The organism is Pseudomonas sp. BP11-1-1 (genome assembly GCF_052112105.1).
Classification (GTDB): Bacteria; Pseudomonadota; Gammaproteobacteria; order Pseudomonadales; family Pseudomonadaceae; genus Aquipseudomonas; species Aquipseudomonas alvandae.
Genome location: NZ_JAUTYU010000021.1, coordinates 66,654 through 84,031, shown reverse-complemented (window position 1 = coordinate 84,031; position 17,378 = coordinate 66,654). Strand labels below are relative to the sequence as shown.

At 61.6% G+C, this 17,378-nt stretch carries 14 protein-coding genes; 10 read left to right on the top strand and 4 right to left on the bottom strand.

Going from position 1 to position 17,378, the window contains the following annotated elements; translation table 11 throughout:
* Positions 1-511 precede the first annotated feature (511 nt).
* The 9 genes from Q7C33_RS25650 (at position 512) to Q7C33_RS25610 (ending at position 11,665) form a co-directional block, all read left to right on the top strand.
* The gene (locus Q7C33_RS25650) at positions 512-994 is read left to right on the top strand and encodes a sigma-70 family RNA polymerase sigma factor (RefSeq protein ID WP_269807987.1); all 483 of its coding nucleotides are present in this window, start codon (positions 512-514) and stop codon (positions 992-994) included.
* 144 nt (positions 995-1,138) lie between these two features.
* Positions 1,139-2,473 carry a lysine N(6)-hydroxylase/L-ornithine N(5)-oxygenase family protein gene (locus Q7C33_RS25645; protein ID WP_407684344.1) on the top strand — a complete coding sequence of 445 codons (1,335 nt, stop codon included), beginning with the start codon at positions 1,139-1,141 and terminating at the stop codon, positions 2,471-2,473.
* A gap of 261 nt (positions 2,474-2,734) precedes the next feature.
* Positions 2,735-6,016: a transporter substrate-binding domain-containing protein gene (locus tag Q7C33_RS25640; RefSeq protein WP_407684343.1), complete on the top strand. Its 3,282-nt coding sequence runs from the start codon at positions 2,735-2,737 to the stop codon at positions 6,014-6,016.
* A 140-nt stretch (positions 6,017-6,156) separates the two neighbouring features.
* The gene (locus Q7C33_RS25635) at positions 6,157-6,591 is read left to right on the top strand and encodes a response regulator (RefSeq protein ID WP_217861595.1); all 435 of its coding nucleotides are present in this window, start codon (positions 6,157-6,159) and stop codon (positions 6,589-6,591) included.
* A gap of 113 nt (positions 6,592-6,704) precedes the next feature.
* Positions 6,705-7,319 carry a response regulator gene (locus tag Q7C33_RS25630; protein ID WP_407684342.1) on the top strand — a complete coding sequence of 205 codons (615 nt, stop codon included), beginning with the start codon at positions 6,705-6,707 and terminating at the stop codon, positions 7,317-7,319.
* Positions 7,320-7,446: 127 nt separating this feature from the next.
* Positions 7,447-8,313, top strand: coding sequence for a pirin family protein (locus Q7C33_RS25625; RefSeq protein ID WP_407684341.1), 867 nt, complete (start codon positions 7,447-7,449; stop codon positions 8,311-8,313).
* Between the two features lie 100 nt (positions 8,314-8,413).
* A complete protein-coding gene (locus Q7C33_RS25620) occupies positions 8,414-9,856 on the top strand; it encodes a mechanosensitive ion channel domain-containing protein (RefSeq protein WP_407684340.1) in 1,443 nt (480 codons plus the stop codon).
* 286 nt (positions 9,857-10,142) lie between these two features.
* Positions 10,143-10,583 (top strand): carboxymuconolactone decarboxylase family protein, encoded by a 441-nt coding sequence (locus Q7C33_RS25615; protein ID WP_407684339.1) that lies wholly within the window; start codon positions 10,143-10,145, stop codon positions 10,581-10,583.
* 173 nt (positions 10,584-10,756) lie between these two features.
* On the top strand, positions 10,757-11,665 hold the full coding sequence (locus Q7C33_RS25610) for a 1-aminocyclopropane-1-carboxylate deaminase/D-cysteine desulfhydrase (RefSeq protein WP_030140048.1): 909 nt from the start codon (positions 10,757-10,759) through the stop codon (positions 11,663-11,665).
* A gap of 6 nt (positions 11,666-11,671) precedes the next feature.
* Here the strand turns inward: Q7C33_RS25610 and Q7C33_RS25605 are convergent, their stop codons facing one another.
* Both Q7C33_RS25605 and Q7C33_RS25600 read right to left on the bottom strand, forming a co-directional pair.
* Entirely contained in the window at positions 11,672-12,220 is a 549-nt protein-coding gene (locus Q7C33_RS25605) for a cytochrome b (protein WP_030140049.1), read from the bottom strand.
* A gap of 186 nt (positions 12,221-12,406) precedes the next feature.
* Positions 12,407-13,807, bottom strand: coding sequence for a type VI secretion system Vgr family protein (locus tag Q7C33_RS25600; protein ID WP_198798266.1), 1,401 nt, complete (start codon positions 13,805-13,807; stop codon positions 12,407-12,409).
* Between the two features lie 219 nt (positions 13,808-14,026).
* On the opposite strand from Q7C33_RS25600, the gene Q7C33_RS25595 reads away from it, so the two are divergent.
* Entirely contained in the window at positions 14,027-14,731 is a 705-nt protein-coding gene (locus Q7C33_RS25595) for a YebC/PmpR family DNA-binding transcriptional regulator (RefSeq protein ID WP_030140051.1), read from the top strand.
* A 135-nt stretch (positions 14,732-14,866) separates the two neighbouring features.
* Here Q7C33_RS25595 and Q7C33_RS25590 read toward each other — a convergent pair whose 3' ends face one another.
* Both Q7C33_RS25590 and Q7C33_RS25585 read right to left on the bottom strand, forming a co-directional pair.
* Positions 14,867-16,219 (bottom strand): leucine-rich repeat-containing protein kinase family protein, encoded by a 1,353-nt coding sequence (locus Q7C33_RS25590; protein WP_407684338.1) that lies wholly within the window; start codon positions 16,217-16,219, stop codon positions 14,867-14,869.
* Positions 16,220-16,309: 90 nt separating this feature from the next.
* Entirely contained in the window at positions 16,310-17,371 is a 1,062-nt protein-coding gene (locus Q7C33_RS25585; RefSeq protein WP_030140053.1) for an ABC transporter substrate-binding protein, read from the bottom strand.
* Positions 17,372-17,378: the final 7 nt, after the last annotated feature.

Sequence of the window (17,378 nt, the reverse complement as noted above, 5' to 3'; positions counted from 1 at the left end):
CGCGGCGAAGTCCACGGCCGGCGGCAGGGCAAAAGTCAGGAGGCAGGCGGGGCGGGGGAGGCGGGGACGTTTCATGCAGGGTTCCTGCCGGTGATGTCGGGCCCGTCGCACGGAGGGGCGGGACGGGAGGCTGTTCTGGTAGACGAGTGTTCGGGGCGGGAATTTAATGAGTTGAGACTGGGCAGTCCTTGAAACGACACCGATCCCGTGGCGAGGGAGCTTGCTCCCGCTGGGCCGCGAAGCGGCCCCAAGACCTGGGCTCCCGATCTCGAGCATGTGTCGCCTGCCTTGGGCCTGCTGCGCAGGCCAGCGGGAGCAAGCTCCCTCGCCACGAAAGCGGGTTCTGCTGCCCCATCAACTGAACGATTGAGGCCTGATGCAAACCAAAGCTTTAAATCTATATGAGAATTACTATAAATTACGCGATTGAATCTGCCACCATCGTGCCATGCGTTTTCCGGCATGCCGAGGGGCCCAGGGAAAGCTGTCGCAGTCACTGCGCACGGGAGTCATGTTGGAAAACTACTATCGCGAGCTGGTGTGTTTCCTGAACGCCAGGCTAGGCAACCGCCAGGCGGCCGAAGATGTGGTGCATGACGCTTATGTGCGGGTGCTGGAGCGCGCCAGCGATACGCCCATCGAGCAGCCGCGGGCGTTCTTGTATCGCACCGCACTGAACCTGGTGATCGATGGGCATCGGCGCAACACGCTGCGCCAATCCGAATCCCTCGACGTGCTCGACACAGAAGAACGCTTCTTCACCCCGTCGCCCCATACCAGCCTCGACCACGGCCAACGCCTGGACATGCTGCAACGCGCCCTGGCCGAGTTGCCACCGCTGTGCCGCGAAAGCTTCCTGCTGCGCAAGCTCGAAGGCCTGTCCCATTCGCAGATTGCCGAGCGCCTGGGCATTTCCCGCGCGCTGGTGGAAAAACACATCGTCAACGCCATGAAGCATTGCCGCGTTCGCGTACGGCAGTGGGACGCGACCTGATTCACCCGGCGTGAATCCTGCGGCGGTAAATTTTCTGACATCCTCTTCGTTCCTCTCAACAGACGATCTGGCGGCCCGATGCGCGCCGAACAGGTCACCCGGCTTTCGTGCCCTGTTGAGGGGCTTTTCCAGAGGACACTGGACATGACTCAGGCAATTGCAGCGCCCCACGTTCACGACTTGATCGGCATTGGCTTCGGCCCCTCGAACCTGGCGCTGGCCATCGCGCTGCAGGAGCGTGGCCCGGTGCAGGGCGAACTGGACGTGCTGTTCCTCGACAAACAGGCTGACTATCGCTGGCACGGCAACACGCTGGTGACCCAGAGCGAGCTGCAGATTTCCTTCCTCAAGGACCTGGTGACCCTGCGCAACCCCACCAGCCCTTACTCGTTCGTCAATTACCTCAAGCACCATGGCCGCCTGGTGGATTTCATCAACCTCGGGACGTTCTACCCGTGCCGCATGGAGTACAACGACTACCTGCGCTGGGTGGCGGCGCAATTCGCCGGGCAGAGCCGCTACGGCGAGGAAGTGCTGCGCATCGAACCGGTGCTGCATTACCAGCAGGTCGAAGCCTTGCGGGTGATTTCCCGCACCCGCGAAGGGGAAGAGTGCGTGCGCATCAGCCGTTCAGTGGTGGTCAGTGCCGGTGGCACGCCGCGCATTCCCGAGGCGTTCAAGACGTTCAAGGATGACGCTCGGGTGTTCCATCACTCGCAGTACCTGGAGCGCATGGCAAGCCAACCGTGCACGAGCGGCCAGCCAATGAACGTTGCGATCATCGGCGGCGGGCAGAGCGCGGCGGAAGCGTTCATTGACCTCAACGACAGCTTCCCGTCGGTGCAGGTCGACATGATCCTGCGCGGCTCGGCCCTCAAGCCGGCGGATGACAGCCCGTTCGTCAACGAAGTGTTCTCGCCGGAATTCACCGACCTGGTGTTCCAGCAGCCCCACAGCGAACGCGAGCGCCTGGTCAACGAGTACCACAACACCAATTATTCGGTGGTGGACATCGACCTGATCGAGCGCATCTACGGGATTTTCTATCGTCAGAAAGTCTCGGGCATCGCCCGTCATGGGTTCCGCACCCTGACCACGGTGGAGAAAGCCACCGCGACGAAGGATGGCGTGGAGCTGGCGGTGCGCAACAACGCCACTGGCGAGTTGTCGGTGCGCCGATACGACGCGGTGGTGCTCGCCACCGGCTACGAACGCCAGATGCACCGCACCTTGCTCGAACCGTTGGCGCAATACCTCGGGGATTTCGAGGTGGATCGCAACTACAAGTTGATCACCGACGAGCGCTGCAAGGCGGCGATCTACATGCAGGGTTTCTGCCAGGCCAGCCACGGGCTGAGCGACACCTTGCTGTCGATCCTGCCGGTGCGCGCCGATGAGATCGCCGGCTCGCTCTATGAGCATGGAAACAATCGCGGGCAGGCTCGGCCGGAGCGCGATTTGCGATTGGCCGCTGTGTGAGCTGCCGAGCGAAGCGAGGCTGCGATCTTTTCCCGACACCTGAGTTCCAAGAGAAAGATCGCAGGCTTCGCCAGCTCCTACAGAACAATCGCAAGCCCGCCAGGAAATTCCTCAGAAACTTCCTACACTCACCTCACGCTCCTCCTGGTTTTCCGGGAGGTACGTGGACGGTTCACTGTTCCCTCGCATTGGCAGTTTGAACCGATCAGCCGGTCGCTGATGTAGCGTCCGGGCCGATTTCGCCAAGCGAAACCTGATCGAATGATGCTGTTCCTGCGCACAGGCCTGGCGGCGATATGGCTGGGTCTATCAAGTGTGGCGCCCCAGGTGGGCGCGGCACCCGAGTCGCTGCATGTGCTCGGGCGTTCTGCTGTGAACGACTATTCGGTGACCCTGGACGAGGCTGACCGGACCTGGCTGCGACGCAAGGGCACGTTGCTCCTGGGTGCCTCGGCACCGGATTACCCGCCGTTCAGCATCACCGGCAATGGCAGCGATTATGAAGGCCTGACGGCTGACTATGCGCAGTTGCTGGGTCAGCTGTTGCACATCGACATACAAGTGCGGCGGTACGCGTCGCGGGATGCATCACTCCAGGCCCTGCATGGCGGGGAAATCGATCTGCTCGGCACCGCCAACGGTTTCGAGGCCGGCGACCCCGCATTGGCGATGTCACGGGCATATGCCGATGACGTGCCGACGCTGGTGACCCGTGTCGACGATAGCGAAGAGCTGCCGGCGGACCTGGCGGGCAAACGGCTGGCCATGCTTTATCACTACTTGCCACCGGAAACGGTCGAAGCTTTTTATCCGGACGCCACGTTGCAGCTGTTCCCCTCGACCTTGAGCGCCATCGGCGCCGTGGCGTTCGGCCAGGCCGACGTTTACCTGGGGGATTCGATCAGCGCCCATTACCTGATCAGCAAGAACTACCTGAACAACGTACAACTGGCGGATTTCTCCCGCATGGAAGTGCAGCCGTTCGCCTTTGCGGTCAGCCGCGAGAACGGGCGCCTGTTGCGCGTCGTCAATGCCGCGCTGCAGGCCATTCCCGTCGGCGAACGCATGGGCATCCTGCGGCGTTGGAGCGCCGGTGGGGCGAGCGTGCCGGGCCGGCAAGCGTTGCATTTCAGCGTCAATGAACAGCGCTGGCTCGATGCTCATCCGCGTATCAACGTAGCCGTCAGCGCGGATTTCCTGCCGTTGACCTTCTTCGATGAGCAAGGCCAATTGCGCGGCATCGGTGCCGATGTGCTGGCCAGGATCAGCTTGCGCACCGGGCTGAAATTCGACATCCAGCGTGGCGACTCGGTGGACGACCTGATCGCCCGGATCGCCACTGGCAAGGCCGATGTCCTGGCTACCGCGATCCCCAGCGCCGAGCTTGAAAATGAACTGCGCTTCACCCGCCCGTACCTGACAAGCCCTTTCGTGCTGGTGGTGCCGGCCAAAGCCTCGGACGCCCTGACCGTGGACCGGATGGCCGGCAAGCGGCTGGCGCTGGTGCGTGGCAACGTGTTGCGTGAGTACCTGTCGGAGCAGTTCCCCGGCGTGCAACGGGTGCCGGCGCAAAACATGGCCGATGCCATGGCCATGGTCGCCGCAGGTCGGGCGGATGGTGCGATCAATTCGCTGATCAGTGCCCGCTACATGATCTCGCGCCAGTACCGCGACACATTGCAAGTCACCAGCACCGTGGGCACGGTGCCCATCCGCGTTGCCTTGGCGACGAGCCGCAACGCGACCGAGCTCTACTCGATCCTGGACAAGGCACTGCTGAGCATTTCCCCAGAGGAAATGGACGAGCTCACCAACCGCTGGCGCAGTGAGGTGGTGATCAACGACAGCTACTGGCTGCGCCATCGCACTGCGATTGTCCAAGGGTTTGCCATCGCCGCGCTGCTCCTGCTGCTGGTGTTGGGCTGGGTTGTCTACCTGCGACGGCTGTTGGAACAGTTGCGCGTGGCCAAGGCCAGCGCCGACGACGCCAACCGGGCCAAGACCACGTTCTTGGCGACGATGAGCCATGAAATCCGCACGCCAATGAACGCCGTGATCGGCATGCTGGAACTGGCCCTGAAAAAAGCCGACCAGGGCGTCATGGACAAGTCGGCCATCGAAGTGGCCTCAGGTGCCGCCCGAGGCATGCTGGACCTGATCGGTGACATCCTCGACATCGCTCGCATCGAATCCGGCAAGCTGTCCCTGGTGCCGACGCGGGCCAATTTGCGGGAACTGATCGAGGCCGTGGCGCGGATGTTTGATGGCCTGGCCCGGGAAAAACAGCTGTCCTTGGATCTGGACCTGGATGCAGCCAGCGACCATGACGTTTTGATCGACCCGCTGCGCTTCAAGCAGATCCTTTCCAACGTACTGAGCAACGCCATCAAGTTCACCGAACAAGGCCAGGTACGCCTGAGCCTTGGAGCTGAGCCGGCTGGGGAGGACAAGCGCCTGGCCATCCGCGTGTTGATCGAAGACACCGGCCCGGGCATTTCGGCGCAAGACCAGCAACGCCTGTTCAGCCCGTTCACCCAGGTCGGCGACCACGCCCAGGGCGCTCGCGGTGGCTCCGGGCTGGGGTTGGTGATCAGCCGCACCCTGTGTGAAATGATGGGCGGCACCCTGGCGTTGAGCAGCGTGCCGGGGCAGGGCACGCAAGTCGAGATCCGGCTGGCGGTGCCGTTGCTGGAGGCGTTGCCCCGCGTGCCCGCAGTCGAGGTTCAGACGCCGCTGGGCCAGGTGCTGAAGATCCTGGTCGTTGATGATCATCCAGCCAATCGTTTGCTGCTGTGCCAGCAGATGAGGTACTTGGGGCACCCGGTGCAGCAGGCTGAAGACGGCGTCCAAGGGCTGCGTGCCTGGCGCGACGGGCAGTTCGACGTGCTCATCACCGACTGCAACATGCCGTTGATGAGCGGTTATGAAATGGCCCGTGCCATCCGCGAAGAGGAGCGGGCCGGGGCTTTGTCGCCGACGGTGATCCTGGGGTTCACGGCCAATGCCCAGCCCGAGGAAACGGCTCGCTGCATCGAGGCAGGCATGGATGACTGCCTGTTCAAACCCATCAGCCTGCAGCAATTGAACGCGCGCCTGGTATTGATCACGCCCCAGCGCGACGCGCCGGCCTCCACGGGCGACTTCGATTTGACCACCCTGGAACAGCTGGCCGGTGGCGACAGGCTGTCGATTCACCCGTTGTTGAAGGAACTGGTCGCCAGCAACGCCATGGACAAGGCGCGATTGCTGGATTTGTCTTCGCGCCATGACGTGTCCGGGTTGGCCGACCTGGCGCATCGGATCAAGGGCGGCGCACGGATTATCCAGGCAGAGCCGCTGGTGGTGGCATGCGACGCGCTGGAAAGCGCTTGTCGCGAGGGTATCAACGCGGCGCTCACCGAATCGGTGGAAGCGGTGTGCCGGGCGATGGAGCACCTCACGGAACGGTTGCACTCTTATATGGCTGGAGAGTCCGCCCCCTCCGGGCCTGCCGGCGAACCTCTTCAGGCTTCGCCCGATCACCGCCAGACCAAGGCGCCCTGAGCCGCAAGTCGGGCGCGGATTTTTCCGTGCTTTATTTGGGAATTGTCCTACAGCGTCCTAAAAAACCTTCCTCTAGCCTGTCGCGACTTAACGTTTCCGACCCGGTCTACACCTGCCGCGTTGCCATTGGAATGCCTGCCATGCCGAACAAAGCACTACGAATCATGATTGCCGACACGGAGCATTATCATCGGATGAAGCTTGAACGGCTGCTCAATCATCACGGCTATTTCTGCATCGCGCCGGTGGGTAGCCTGGAGGAATTCCTGACGTTGGTGGAATACGGCAGCAAGCCTTTCGACCTGATCCTGGTCAATGCCGGCCTTGCAAGCGGATCACTGGATCTGACCGGATTCTTGCGCGGCAACCTGCAGGTTCGTCATTCAATGATCTATAACGCCCAGCAAGCGCACCTGGAATCGGTGCCCGTCGCGCATCCGCCCTCCTTGCAGGTGACCACTGCCGCGTTGCCCGATTCGGCCGTGCTGGAACGCCTGATGACCTTCATTGACCCCGAGGCCAGCGAGTCGGCTCAGCCTTGGCCCCATGCCTGCAGGCGGGGCCTGGGAAGCTGATCGCACCGTTAGTCGGCACTGTCAGGTCTGACAGGTGGCGCGGCCTATCGCTTGTGTAACAGTCCGCTGCAGTTTGAGCATCGGCGTGGTTTGCATTCATTCGGGGAGCTGTCTTGAAGCATGTAATGATCGTGGATGATCACCCTGTCATACGTGGCGCTTTGCGGCTCGTGTGCCAGAACGAAGGGTTTACCAATATCAGTGACGTCAGCGGCGTGGCTGAGGCCAAGGCGCAGATCAAGGAGGCGCGGGCCGACCTGGTGATCCTGGACCTGGTGATGAATGGTTTCGATGGCCTGGACCTGCTGGTCTGGATCCTGATGGAATTTCCCGGCTGCGCGGTGCTGGTGTTCACTTCCCAGGATGCCCAGCATTTCTGCAACCGTTGTATCGCGGCCGGGGCGAGGGGGTTCGTCACCAAGAGAAGCGACCTGAAGGAGCTGATCAAGGCGATTCACGCGTTGAAATCCGGCTATTCCTATTTCCCTCAAATGCCTGTCAGGCTGGATTTTCAACAGCGTGGCGAACAGCAGGCCCTGGAAAGCCTCTCCACCCGTGAGCTGTCCATCCTGCGGATGCTGTCGATGGGCATGCGTGGCAAGGACATCGCCGATGCATTGTTCATCAGTCCGAAAACGGTCAGTACCTACAAGACGCGCCTGTTGGAAAAGCTCGGTCTCACTTCCCTGGTGGGGCTGTCGGAATTTGCCAAGCGCAATCATCTTTAAGGTAAAGCGAGCTTGTTGGCTGTTCTGTAAATAGAACGCTATGGCCGGTTTTTGCAGTCTGGTGCATCAACGGTACGGGTTTTAAGCTGTGTCCATCGAGTCGCAACACCTGATTTGGAGACACAGTTTGAAAAACATCATCGGCCTCTATACCAGCCCGCGGGCCCACTGGGTCGGCGACGGCTTTCCGGTCCGCACGTTGTTTTCCTACGACAACCTGGGCACGCACATCAGTCCGTTCCTGCTGCTGGACCACGCGGCGCCCAGCGAATTTTCCCCTACTTCAGAGCGGCGTGGCGTCGGCCAGCATCCCCATCGCGGTTTCGAGACCGTGACCATCGTCTATCAGGGCGAGCTTGAACACCGTGATTCCACCGGCAGCGGCGGCAAGATCGGCCCTGGTGATGTGCAATGGATGACCGCCGCCTCCGGGATCATCCATGAGGAATTCCATTCCGAAACCTTCGCTCGACAAGGCGGGTTCATGGAAATGGTCCAGTTGTGGGTCAACCTGCCGGCCAAGGACAAAATGGCCCCGGCCGGCTACCAGACCCTGCTCAAGAGTGACATCCCCAACATTGCCTTGAAGGATAACGCTGGCAGCCTGCGGCTGATCGCCGGGAGTTTCGAGGGGCATCGGGGCCCGGCGAAGACCTTCACGCCCATCGAGGTCTGGGATATTCGCTTGAATGCCGGCAAGGACCTGACCCTCGATTTGCAAGCGGGCCATAACACGGCGCTGGTGGTGCTGCGAGGTACGGTCCAGGTCAATGGCCGCGAGCGGGTCGAGGCGGGGCAACTGGCCTTGTTCGATCGGGCCGGCGACCAGGTGAATCTGCAAGCCGATAACGACGCCGTGGTGTTGCTGCTCAGCGGCGAGCCCATCGACGAGCCGATTGTCGGCCATGGTCCGTTCGTGATGAACAGCGAGCAGGAGATTCACCAGGCCTTCGAGGATTTTCATTCCGGGCGCTTTGGGCGGATGGATGGCTAGCTAAGCAGGCTCGCTCCCACAAGGAGTCTTGTGGTGATCTCTACAGCGTGTTGATTCTGTGCCAATCTTCACGCCAACGACCCTCCTGGAGCTGTCCCCGATGTTCTCCCTGATCACCGCCCACCCGCTGCTCAGTGCCTTGGCGTTGCTTGTGCTCGATTTGCTGGCGTGGCGGTTCGTCAGTGCCGAACGGATGTACTGGAAGATCGGCGGGCGGCTGGTGATTTTCATGTTGTTCAGCATGCTGCTGTTCAACGAAGGCCTCAACCCCATGCAGACCGCGCAGTGGGTCGATGACGTGCCTCGGCACCTGGCGGCTACCGGCCTGCAGATTGCGTGGTGGCTGTTTGCCGCGCGGACCCTGACCGTGATGATCGGTGCGGTCATGATGCAACGGGTCGGCCATACGGGGCGGCTGTTGCAGGATCTGCTCGGCGCGGTGATCTTCCTGGTCGCGGTCATCGCGGCTTTGGCATATGTGCTGGACCTGCCGGTCAAGGGCGTGCTGGCAACCTCCGGCGCGATGGCGATCATCGTCGGCCTGGCCTTGCAGAGCACCCTCAGCGACGTGTTTTCCGGCATCGTGCTCAACACCACCAAGCCGTATCAAGTCGATGACTGGATTTCCATCGACGGCACCGAAGGCCGGGTCACCGACATCGACTGGCGTGCCACGCGGTTGCAGACCTCCCAGGGCAGCATGGCGGTGATCCCCAACTCGCTGGCGGCGAAAGCCAAGATCGTCAATTTCAGCCGACCGAGCGACATGCATGGTTTGTCCATCAGCATTCAGGTCAGCCCCCATGCGCGACCGCAAAAAGTGATCGAAGCGCTGGAACGGGCGATGATCGGCTGTCGTGCACTGCTTGCCAGCCCGGCGCCCTGCGTCACGCTCAAGAGCACCAGCAGCGCCGGGGCGGAATATGAAATCAGCGGGTTCGTGGCCTCTATGGGACAGAAACGCGAGGTGCGCAATCAACTGTTCGACTTGGCGTTTCGGCATCTGCATGCATCGGGCGTGAGCCTGCTATCCACCAGCGAAAGCACTGCGGCCCTGGCGGTGTCGCGGCCCCGTGCGTTGCTGGAAAGCTCGAGCATTTTTTCCACGCTGCGCCCGGACGAAAAAGACACCTTCAGCCAGAACATGACCCTGCAGACGTTTCGCGCCGGCGAGGTGATCCTGGCCGCCGGGGAGGTCAGCGATCATCTGTTCATCATCGAGTCCGGCGTCGTCAGCGTGAGCCTCCTACGTAACGGCCAGCCTCTCGAGGGTGGCCGCATGGGGCCGGGCGAAGTGATCGGCGAAGCCGGGATCGTCGCCGAACAAGCGGCGTTGGCGAATTTCAATGCCAAGACTTTCTGCACGCTTTATCGCATCGAGAACAGCTACCTCAAACCTTGCCTCGAGGCCCGTCGCGACATCGGCGACGCCATGAAAAACCTGTTGGACGTGCGCATCCACCTGGCCCAGAACCTGACCCGCGAACTGCCCAAGCCGGTCGCCAAGAAACGCTTCCTGCAATGGCTGCGCAGCCGAGCGTGACACCCTTCGAAAGCACGCCGTGCCCTTGTGGCGAGGGAGCTTGCTCCCGCTGGGTGGCGCAGCCGCCCTGAAACCAGGCCCCTCGGTATATCTGTTAAACCGTGCCAACCGGTTTACGACTGCTACGCAGCCGAGCGGGAGCAAGCTCCCTCGCCACAGAAGCTTGCGTCATTTCCATAGGCGTCTCGGTCTCCATTGGCCACCCGAACTTCCCAACAATTGGCTATTTGTCCCGCGCCAGTGCAGGGCTAACGTAGCGCTACACCCAATTGTTCAGGAGTTCATCATGCAACCGCGTATCGATTTCTATGCCGCCTCCCCTGATGCCTATAAAGCCATGCTGGGCCTGGAGAACGCGGTCTCTAAACTGGGCCTGGAAAAGTCCTTGATCGAATTGGTCAAGCTGCGCTCTTCGCAAATCAATGGCTGCGCGTACTGCATCGACATGCACACCGCCGATGCGCGCAAGGACGGCGAGACCGAGCGGCGTTTATATGCCGTGACCGCCTGGCGCGAGACGCCGTTCTTCTCCGGTCGTGAGCGCGCCGCGCTGGCCTGGACCGAAGCCCTGACGCGCCTGAGCGAGACCCACGCGCCCGACGCCGACTACGAACTGCTGAACGAGCACTTCACGCCCAAGGAAATGGTCGACCTGACCGTGGCGATCAACGCCATCAACGGTTGGAACCGGCTGGCGGTGGGCTTCCGGAAAATGCCCGAGGCTTAAGAAGTCAGATCAGTACCTGTGCGAGCTTGCTCGCGATGGCGGTTAGTCAGTTTCAGAAGTGTTGGCTGACCCACCGCTATCGCGAGCAGGCTCGCTCCCACAGTTTTTTCGATGTCAGGGTGCGCGCGACCAGCTGTTAATATGCCGGCCTGTTTTCCAACCGGCCCACAGCCATGCTCCTTCACGCCCTCGACTGGCACCCCCAGCCTCGCCTCGAACCCCTTCACCTGGACTGGCTCGCCGATGCTGGCGTCGAGGTGGCGGTGTTGCGCCTGGACCGGATCGATTCGCTGATCAGTGGCAACAAGTGGTTCAAGCTGCTCCATCATCTGCGTGGCGCCCATGCGTCAGGTGCGGAGGGGATCATCAGCCTTGGCGGCGCCTACTCCAATCACCTGCACGCGTTGGCGGCGGCGGGCCAACGATTCGGTTTCCCAACGGTGGGACTGCTGCGTGGCCATCCTCAGGAAACGCCGACGGTACTCGACTTGAAAGCGTTCGGCATGACGCTGCACTGGTTGGGTTATGAAGGGTATCGAAGGCGCCATGATGCGGATTTCTGGACGCCCTGGCAGGCGCAATATCCGCAGTTGTGGCCGATCCCTGAAGGCGGCTCGGGGTTGCCTGGCGCGCAGGGCTGCATGATCTGGGAGACCAGCGTTCGCGATCAATTGGCGGGTTTGGGGTGGAGCGATTATCACGGTTGGTGGCTGGCGTGCGGCACTGGAACGTCGTTGGCCGGCCTGGTGCTGGCGGAGGCAGGAAGGCGTCCGGTCCATGGCGTCCTGGCGGTCCCCGAAAGCCACGGCGTGAAGCAGCAAGTCGAAGGCATCGTGAAAGAGGCGGGGTTGGGCAATCCGCTTTATGAACTGATTGACGGCAGTCGTGGCGGATTTGCCCGGGTTGACGAAGGGCTCACAGCCTTCATCGAAACCACAGCGCAGATCGAGCTGGAGCCGTTGTATACCGGTAAGGCACTGTTGCTGCTCAAGGCTCGGGTCGAGGCCGGGCAGTTTGCCGCCGGCACTCGGCTGATCTTTGTCCACACCGGCGGCTTGCAAGGCCGCCGGGGATTCCAGTGACTGTCTTCAGCCGCGCTTGGGCATCATCCGCAGCAACGTGTTATCGCGCACCACGTAGTGGTGATACAGCCCCGCCAGCGCATGCAGGCCAATCAACCAATAGCCAATGGTGCCGCCGAGCACATGCCAGCCTTCCACTTGCTTGGCCAACGCCTTGTCCGGTTCGACAAGCAGTGGCAAATCAAATCCGTAGAACATCACTTGGTGTCCTTCGGCGCTGGTGATCAACCAGCCCAGCAGAGGCATCGCGATCATGAACAGGTACAACGCCCAGTGCATCAGGCGCGCCAGGAATGTTTGCCATGCGGGCGAAGCCGGGAAAATCGCCGGGGCCTTGCCCATGCTGCGAGCAAACAGGCGTAGCCATACCAACACGAACACGGTCAGGCCCAGCATGAAATGCGCTTCCTTGATCAGCGTTCGGCCGCCGCTGCCCTTGGGGAAAATGCCTCGGAACTCAATGCAGGCATAAACCACTGCCAACAGCACCAGCATCAGCCAATGCAAGGTGACCGTGACGGTACTGTAACGGTTTGCGGAATTTTTCCAGGGCATGCGGGTATCTCCAGCCATCAGGGTAAAGCGCTGTCTAGAGCAGCGTTGTGCTTGCACTTTAAGCCCGTTTCGCTGGGTTTGCATGAGCCAGATCAGGTTGCGTCGATGAATTTATGATCCGCTCGCAAAATGCTCTCGCCATGCAGCCGGCGGGAACCCATTTTTCCGGCCAGCTCATGGGCTTTCTCAAGGGGTGATGTCTGGTGGGTTCAAGAGCCACTCGAACAATAAACCCGTATTGTCGTTGCTCGGCGCCAAGGGGCGGGGCGACGTGGGGCCACCATTGCCCGGGCCGGGCTCGAGCAATCCCACGCAAAGGACCGGTCGGTCGGGATCGCCGTCGAGGAAGCTCACCAGCACCTCGCTACCGGCCAGCAACGAAGGGTGATCGCCGGGCGTCAGGCACGACACGGGCAGCGCAATGCCTTCGTCGTCGCGGTTCCAGAGGCTGACCATGACCCGGCCCTGTAGGTCGGATGTCGCGGCCTGGCCAGGCGGACCGAGTACATAGGCGAGGTGATTGCCAGGTACGCATGGCTTGGGATGCACGAGGAGCGGTCGGTACACGGAGGACCAAGGAATCGCGCAGAACTGATTGCGGTAGTCCTTTGCCGCGGGTGGGGTTGGCAGGTTCGTTTCAAGAATCGAAAATTGTCGCCCGCGATGCCGAACCTCGGTAATCAGCCATTGGTCGTTGAACGTCGATACCGGGTGCCCATCGATCCGCGCGATATGACCGCTGCGCAGGGCCGGCGAGAGGGTGTGCCCATGGATCTCTCGTTTTCGGTAGCGCAACCGTTCCAGATGCCGCCGGCCTGCCTGGAAACGGTGAATCCGTGTCGGGTCGTCACGCTTTCTTTCGTGCGCCGCCTCGGATGCGGGGTTCGCGGTGTCGGCCGTTTCGGCCGCTGCACGATCGCGAAATCCGTGGGGCGGACCTGGAGGTATTGAATGGTGGCGTTGATACAACCGCGTAATGGCGCCGACTTTATCCGCCTCCATCAGGAGTTCAACCGCCTGTACGGGAAAGCTCTTCGGATCCTCGGCAAATACCATGACGTGACCCAGGGGGCTGTGTTCGAAGTGGTAATGAATGCCTTCTTCTTCGCATAGCCGCTGCAGCAGCGTCAGGTCGCTTTCCTCGTACTGGATACAAAATGGCCGACACGGGTAATGTCCATTTGGCAGTTCGAAGCGATAGCTGAGGGCGGGAATTGCGTTTTCTTCCAGCAGGCGCTGCAGGATCTGCACAACGGTGAGCCGATGAAAAACTCGACGTCGCAGTCCTTGTTCCAGTTGCTGGATGTACGGCACCAGCGTCAGCCGGTAGCCGACGCGGTGCGCAGCCTCGGCGCTCAGGCTCACGCTGTGCACGATCCCGTGTATGCCGGACTCACCGTCCAGGCGCAGGAAGGCCGCTTGGCCCAACAACGCGTCGGGACTGATCGGCGGCTCCTGGCCAATCAGGTCGAGGTCGAAGCGGTACGGCTGATTGAGGGCTTCCCGGCCGTTGAGCCCCAGGACATGCAGGCGCATGTCGCTTTGCATGATCGTCAGGCTGAAGGGATTTTCCATATCGTTGCGCATTGCCGCCCATATTTTCACGGAGAGAAGTGCGAAGGGTACGAAACCCCAGCGTATGACGCCGTGCCCGAATCGCTATTTCGGAAACGCCCTACAGCATGTAGTGAAAATGTCGATGAAGCGGGAACGATTTTTTGGTCGATCAGCTGGTTGTGGGCGTATAAACTTGCGCCACAGCGCCGGCCGGCAGATGTCTCGGCGCGTCAGACAAGAGAGTGAGTAATGGGCGCACAGTGGAAGGTTAAACACAAAGAAGCGGCTGCCAACGCCAAGGGCAAGATCTTCGGCAAGCTGGTGAAGGAAATCACCATTGCCGCGCGCAACGGCGCCGATGTCGCGACCAACGCGCACTTGCGGCTGGTGGTCGAGCAGGCGAAAAAGGCCTCGATGCCCCGCGAGACCCTGGAACGTGCGATCAAGAAGGGTTCCGGCCAGCTTGGCGAGACCGTGCAATACCATCGTGTCACCTACGAAGGTTTTGCGCCCCATCAGGTGCCGCTGATCGTTGAGTGCGTGACCGACAACATCAACCGTACCGTCGCCGAGATCCGCGTCGCGTTCCGCAAGGGCCAACTTGGCGCTTCGGGCTCGGTGGCCTGGGATTTCAATCACGTCGGCATGATCGAGGCCGCCCCGGACAGCCCGGACGCGGATCCGGAAATGGCCGCCATCGAGGCCGGAGCCCAGGATTTCGAACCCGGCGAGGACGGTGCGACGCTGTTCATCACCGAGCCTGCCGATCTCGACGCCGTACAAAAGGCGTTGCCGGAGCAGGGCTTCACGGTGTTGTCCGCCAAATTGGGCTATCAGCCGAAAAACCCGGTCAGCGGCCTGACCGATGAGCAGATGGCTGAAGTCGAGGCCTTCCTCGAAGGCCTCGACAACCATGACGACGTGCAGGACATGTTTGTCGGCTTGGCGGGTTAAACCCTCGTCCTGACGTAACGCTGTTCACTTAAGGTCGTCCAACCACCTGTGGCGAGGGAGCTTGCTCCCGCTGGGTCGCGAAGCGGCCCCAAAACTGCCGAATGTGGAGCTTTAGATACACCGCATTCGCCGGTTTTACGGCTGCTTCGCAGCCGAGCGGGAGCAAGCTCCCTCGCCACGGTCGTCCAGAAAGTCTTCAATCTCGTCAAACCCGGGCCGCGCCAGCACATCCGGCTGACAGCAGCGCGCCTCCAGGTCTTGCAGTCGTGCAAGGTCCTCGGTACCCAGCGCCGGATCGATCCGCGCAAGCAGTTCTCCCAGCAGAATCCCGAAGGCCCGCACCTCGATGCGTTGCAACGCGCGTGGCTGCCTGTCATCAACCGTGGCATGGAAAGACGCCGCGCCAAAATCCCCCAGCAGGCAATCGCCTTGGTCATTGCAGAGGATATTGTGGCCATACAGATCCCCATGGGTAAGGCCTTGCCGATGCAGATGACCCGCCACACAGGCAATGCCCCGGGCGATGCGCATGGCCACGTCGGCGCCCAGGCGCAGTTCATCGGCATACACGTCGCGCGTACAGGATTCCAGGCTCGGCAACCCGGCCAGGTTGCGGTATTCGGGTCCGATCAAGGCCATCACCAGTCCGGCCTGTTGCTCAGGGTGACCGGCAACCTGGCCCAACACTTCGATCAGGTTTGCATGCTTACCGGCGGTGATGCACGCATGCATCTCATGCAACGGCGAGCCGTCGCTGGTCATCTGGCCTTTGTAGAGCTTGACCGCGACGTTGCGCCCGGCCTGGCCCGGCGGTTGCCACAGTGCTTGATGGATCACGCCCGAAGCGCCTTCGCCCAATGAGGCTTGCAAGCTCAGTTGCGACCAGTCGATCGGCGTCGCGATATGCAGCGCCCGGGCGTCGGCTTCCGCTTCCAGTGGGTTGCCGGCGTAGGCCAGCCAACTGAGCCTTGGCAGTTCCAACAACCACGACGGCAGCTCGGCCAACTGATTGGCGGAAACACGCAGCAATTCGAGGCGATGACACTGGGCCAGGCTCTCCGGCAACGCGCGCAGGCGATTACCGGCCAGCATCAGTTTTTGCAGATGCGGGCGTTGGCCCAGCTCCGCCGGCAGTTGGCTGATGCGGTTATCGGTCAGGATCAGCCAGCGCAGCAGCGGCGGCAACGCCGCACCGGTGACGCGTTCGATTTGGTTGGCCTTGAAGCCGACCATGGTCAATGCGCTGCAACGGCCCAGGCATTCGGGCAGTTCGGTGAAGTGATTATCCGAGCAGAACAGCACCCTCAGGTGGGTCAGGCGGTGCAGATCGTCGGGCAACTTGTCGAGCTGGTTACCGCTCAGGTCGAGGATTTCCAGCGAGTCCGCCAGCTCGAAGATTTCCTGGGGGAACACCGTCAGGTCGCATGACAGCTTCAATCGGGTAATGCCCGATAGCTGGCTGGTTTGGAGTTGGGTGAGGGTGTGCATGGTGGAGGTCGCTGTCATCAAGGGGGCCGAGCGCCATAATGAAACCAGCGCAGGCCCGCATGATAAACAAAAAAGGCAGCGCCAGCGGTCCTAGCGCTCGATGCTGCGGTTCCACCGCGCGTTCCAGGCCGGACGTTGTTCGTTGACCTGATCCCAATCCACCGCAATCGCGGTTTCCAGGTATTTTTTCATTGCTTCCACCTGGCCGCGAGTCTTGTCGGTGGTCGGCGTGTTGGGGTTGGACGGGATCTGGTCGCCTTCTTCCAGGGCGATGGCCTGGGCTTCGGGGGTCAGCAGGAACGCGGCGAGTTTCTGTGCGAGTTCGGGTTCGCTGTTCTGGGCGACGGCGCATTCGGCGACGTTCAGCACCACCGCGCCTTCCTTCGGTTGCGCGTACTCGACCGGCATGCCCTTGAGTTTCAAGGCGGTGACTTGGGTCGGCGTCAGCGGGAACAGCGCCGCTTCATCCGTCTGCAACATTTCGGAGATTTTCGCCGAGCTGGGGATGTACTCCAGCACGTTACGCCCGACCGTGTTCGGCCACGCCTTGAAGCCCGGCTCGACATCGGTTTCGCTGCCGCCCTGGATCCGGTTGAACATCAGGAAACCGTGCAGGCCGAAGGTGGACGAGGCCATGGATTGGAACACCACTTTGTCCTTGAATCGCGGGTCGGCAAGGTCCATCCACGACGTCGGCGTGTTCCAGCCTTTTTCCTTGAACAGCCGCGTGTTGTAGGCCAGCCCGGTGACGCCGAGGCTGACGGCGACGGCCTGGTCCTTGATGCGCCCCTTGGCCGGAATCTGCGCCAGGGGCGCGCTGTCTTGCAGCTTGTCGCACAGCCCCATGGCGATGGCGCGGTACATGATGCCGTCGTCCAGGAACATCACGTGCATCTGCGGGTTGCCCTTGCTGGCCTGGACCTTGGCGAGGATGTCGGCCGAAGTGCCCGGCACGATCACCACCTTGACGTTGTTGGCCTTCTCGAAGGCGGGTAGGACCTTGTCGGCGTACAACCGCTCCATGGTGCCGCCGTTCATGCCCAGGTAAAGCGTCGGCTCGGCCAACGCCTGGGTGACCGGGAGCAGGGCGCCCAGGCAAGCGGAACCCAGCGAGCAGAAACCAAACAGTGCACTGCGTTTGACGTTATTCATTGGCGCG

Bases quoted from the DNA above. Each gene is read 5' to 3' on its own strand.
- Q7C33_RS25650 (WP_269807987.1), top strand. From the start codon at position 512: ATGTTGGAAAACTACTATCGCGAGCTGGTGTGTTTCCTGAACGCCAGG.
- Q7C33_RS25645 (WP_407684344.1), top strand. From the start codon at position 1,139: ATGACTCAGGCAATTGCAGCGCCCCACGTTCACGACTTGATCGGCATT.
- Q7C33_RS25640 (WP_407684343.1), top strand. From the start codon at position 2,735: ATGATGCTGTTCCTGCGCACAGGCCTGGCGGCGATATGGCTGGGTCTA.
- Q7C33_RS25635 (WP_217861595.1), top strand. From the start codon at position 6,157: ATGCCGAACAAAGCACTACGAATCATGATTGCCGACACGGAGCATTAT.
- Q7C33_RS25620 (WP_407684340.1), top strand. From the start codon at position 8,414: ATGTTCTCCCTGATCACCGCCCACCCGCTGCTCAGTGCCTTGGCGTTG.
- Q7C33_RS25615 (WP_407684339.1), top strand. From the start codon at position 10,143: ATGCAACCGCGTATCGATTTCTATGCCGCCTCCCCTGATGCCTATAAA.
- Q7C33_RS25610 (WP_030140048.1), top strand. From the start codon at position 10,757: ATGCTCCTTCACGCCCTCGACTGGCACCCCCAGCCTCGCCTCGAACCC.
- Q7C33_RS25605 (WP_030140049.1), bottom strand. From the start codon at position 12,220: ATGCCCTGGAAAAATTCCGCAAACCGTTACAGTACCGTCACGGTCACC.
- Q7C33_RS25600 (WP_198798266.1), bottom strand. From the start codon at position 13,807: ATGCGCAACGATATGGAAAATCCCTTCAGCCTGACGATCATGCAAAGC.
- Q7C33_RS25595 (WP_030140051.1), top strand. From the start codon at position 14,027: ATGGGCGCACAGTGGAAGGTTAAACACAAAGAAGCGGCTGCCAACGCC.
- Q7C33_RS25590 (WP_407684338.1), bottom strand. From the start codon at position 16,219: ATGCACACCCTCACCCAACTCCAAACCAGCCAGCTATCGGGCATTACC.
- Q7C33_RS25585 (WP_030140053.1), bottom strand. From the start codon at position 17,371: ATGAATAACGTCAAACGCAGTGCACTGTTTGGTTTCTGCTCGCTGGGT.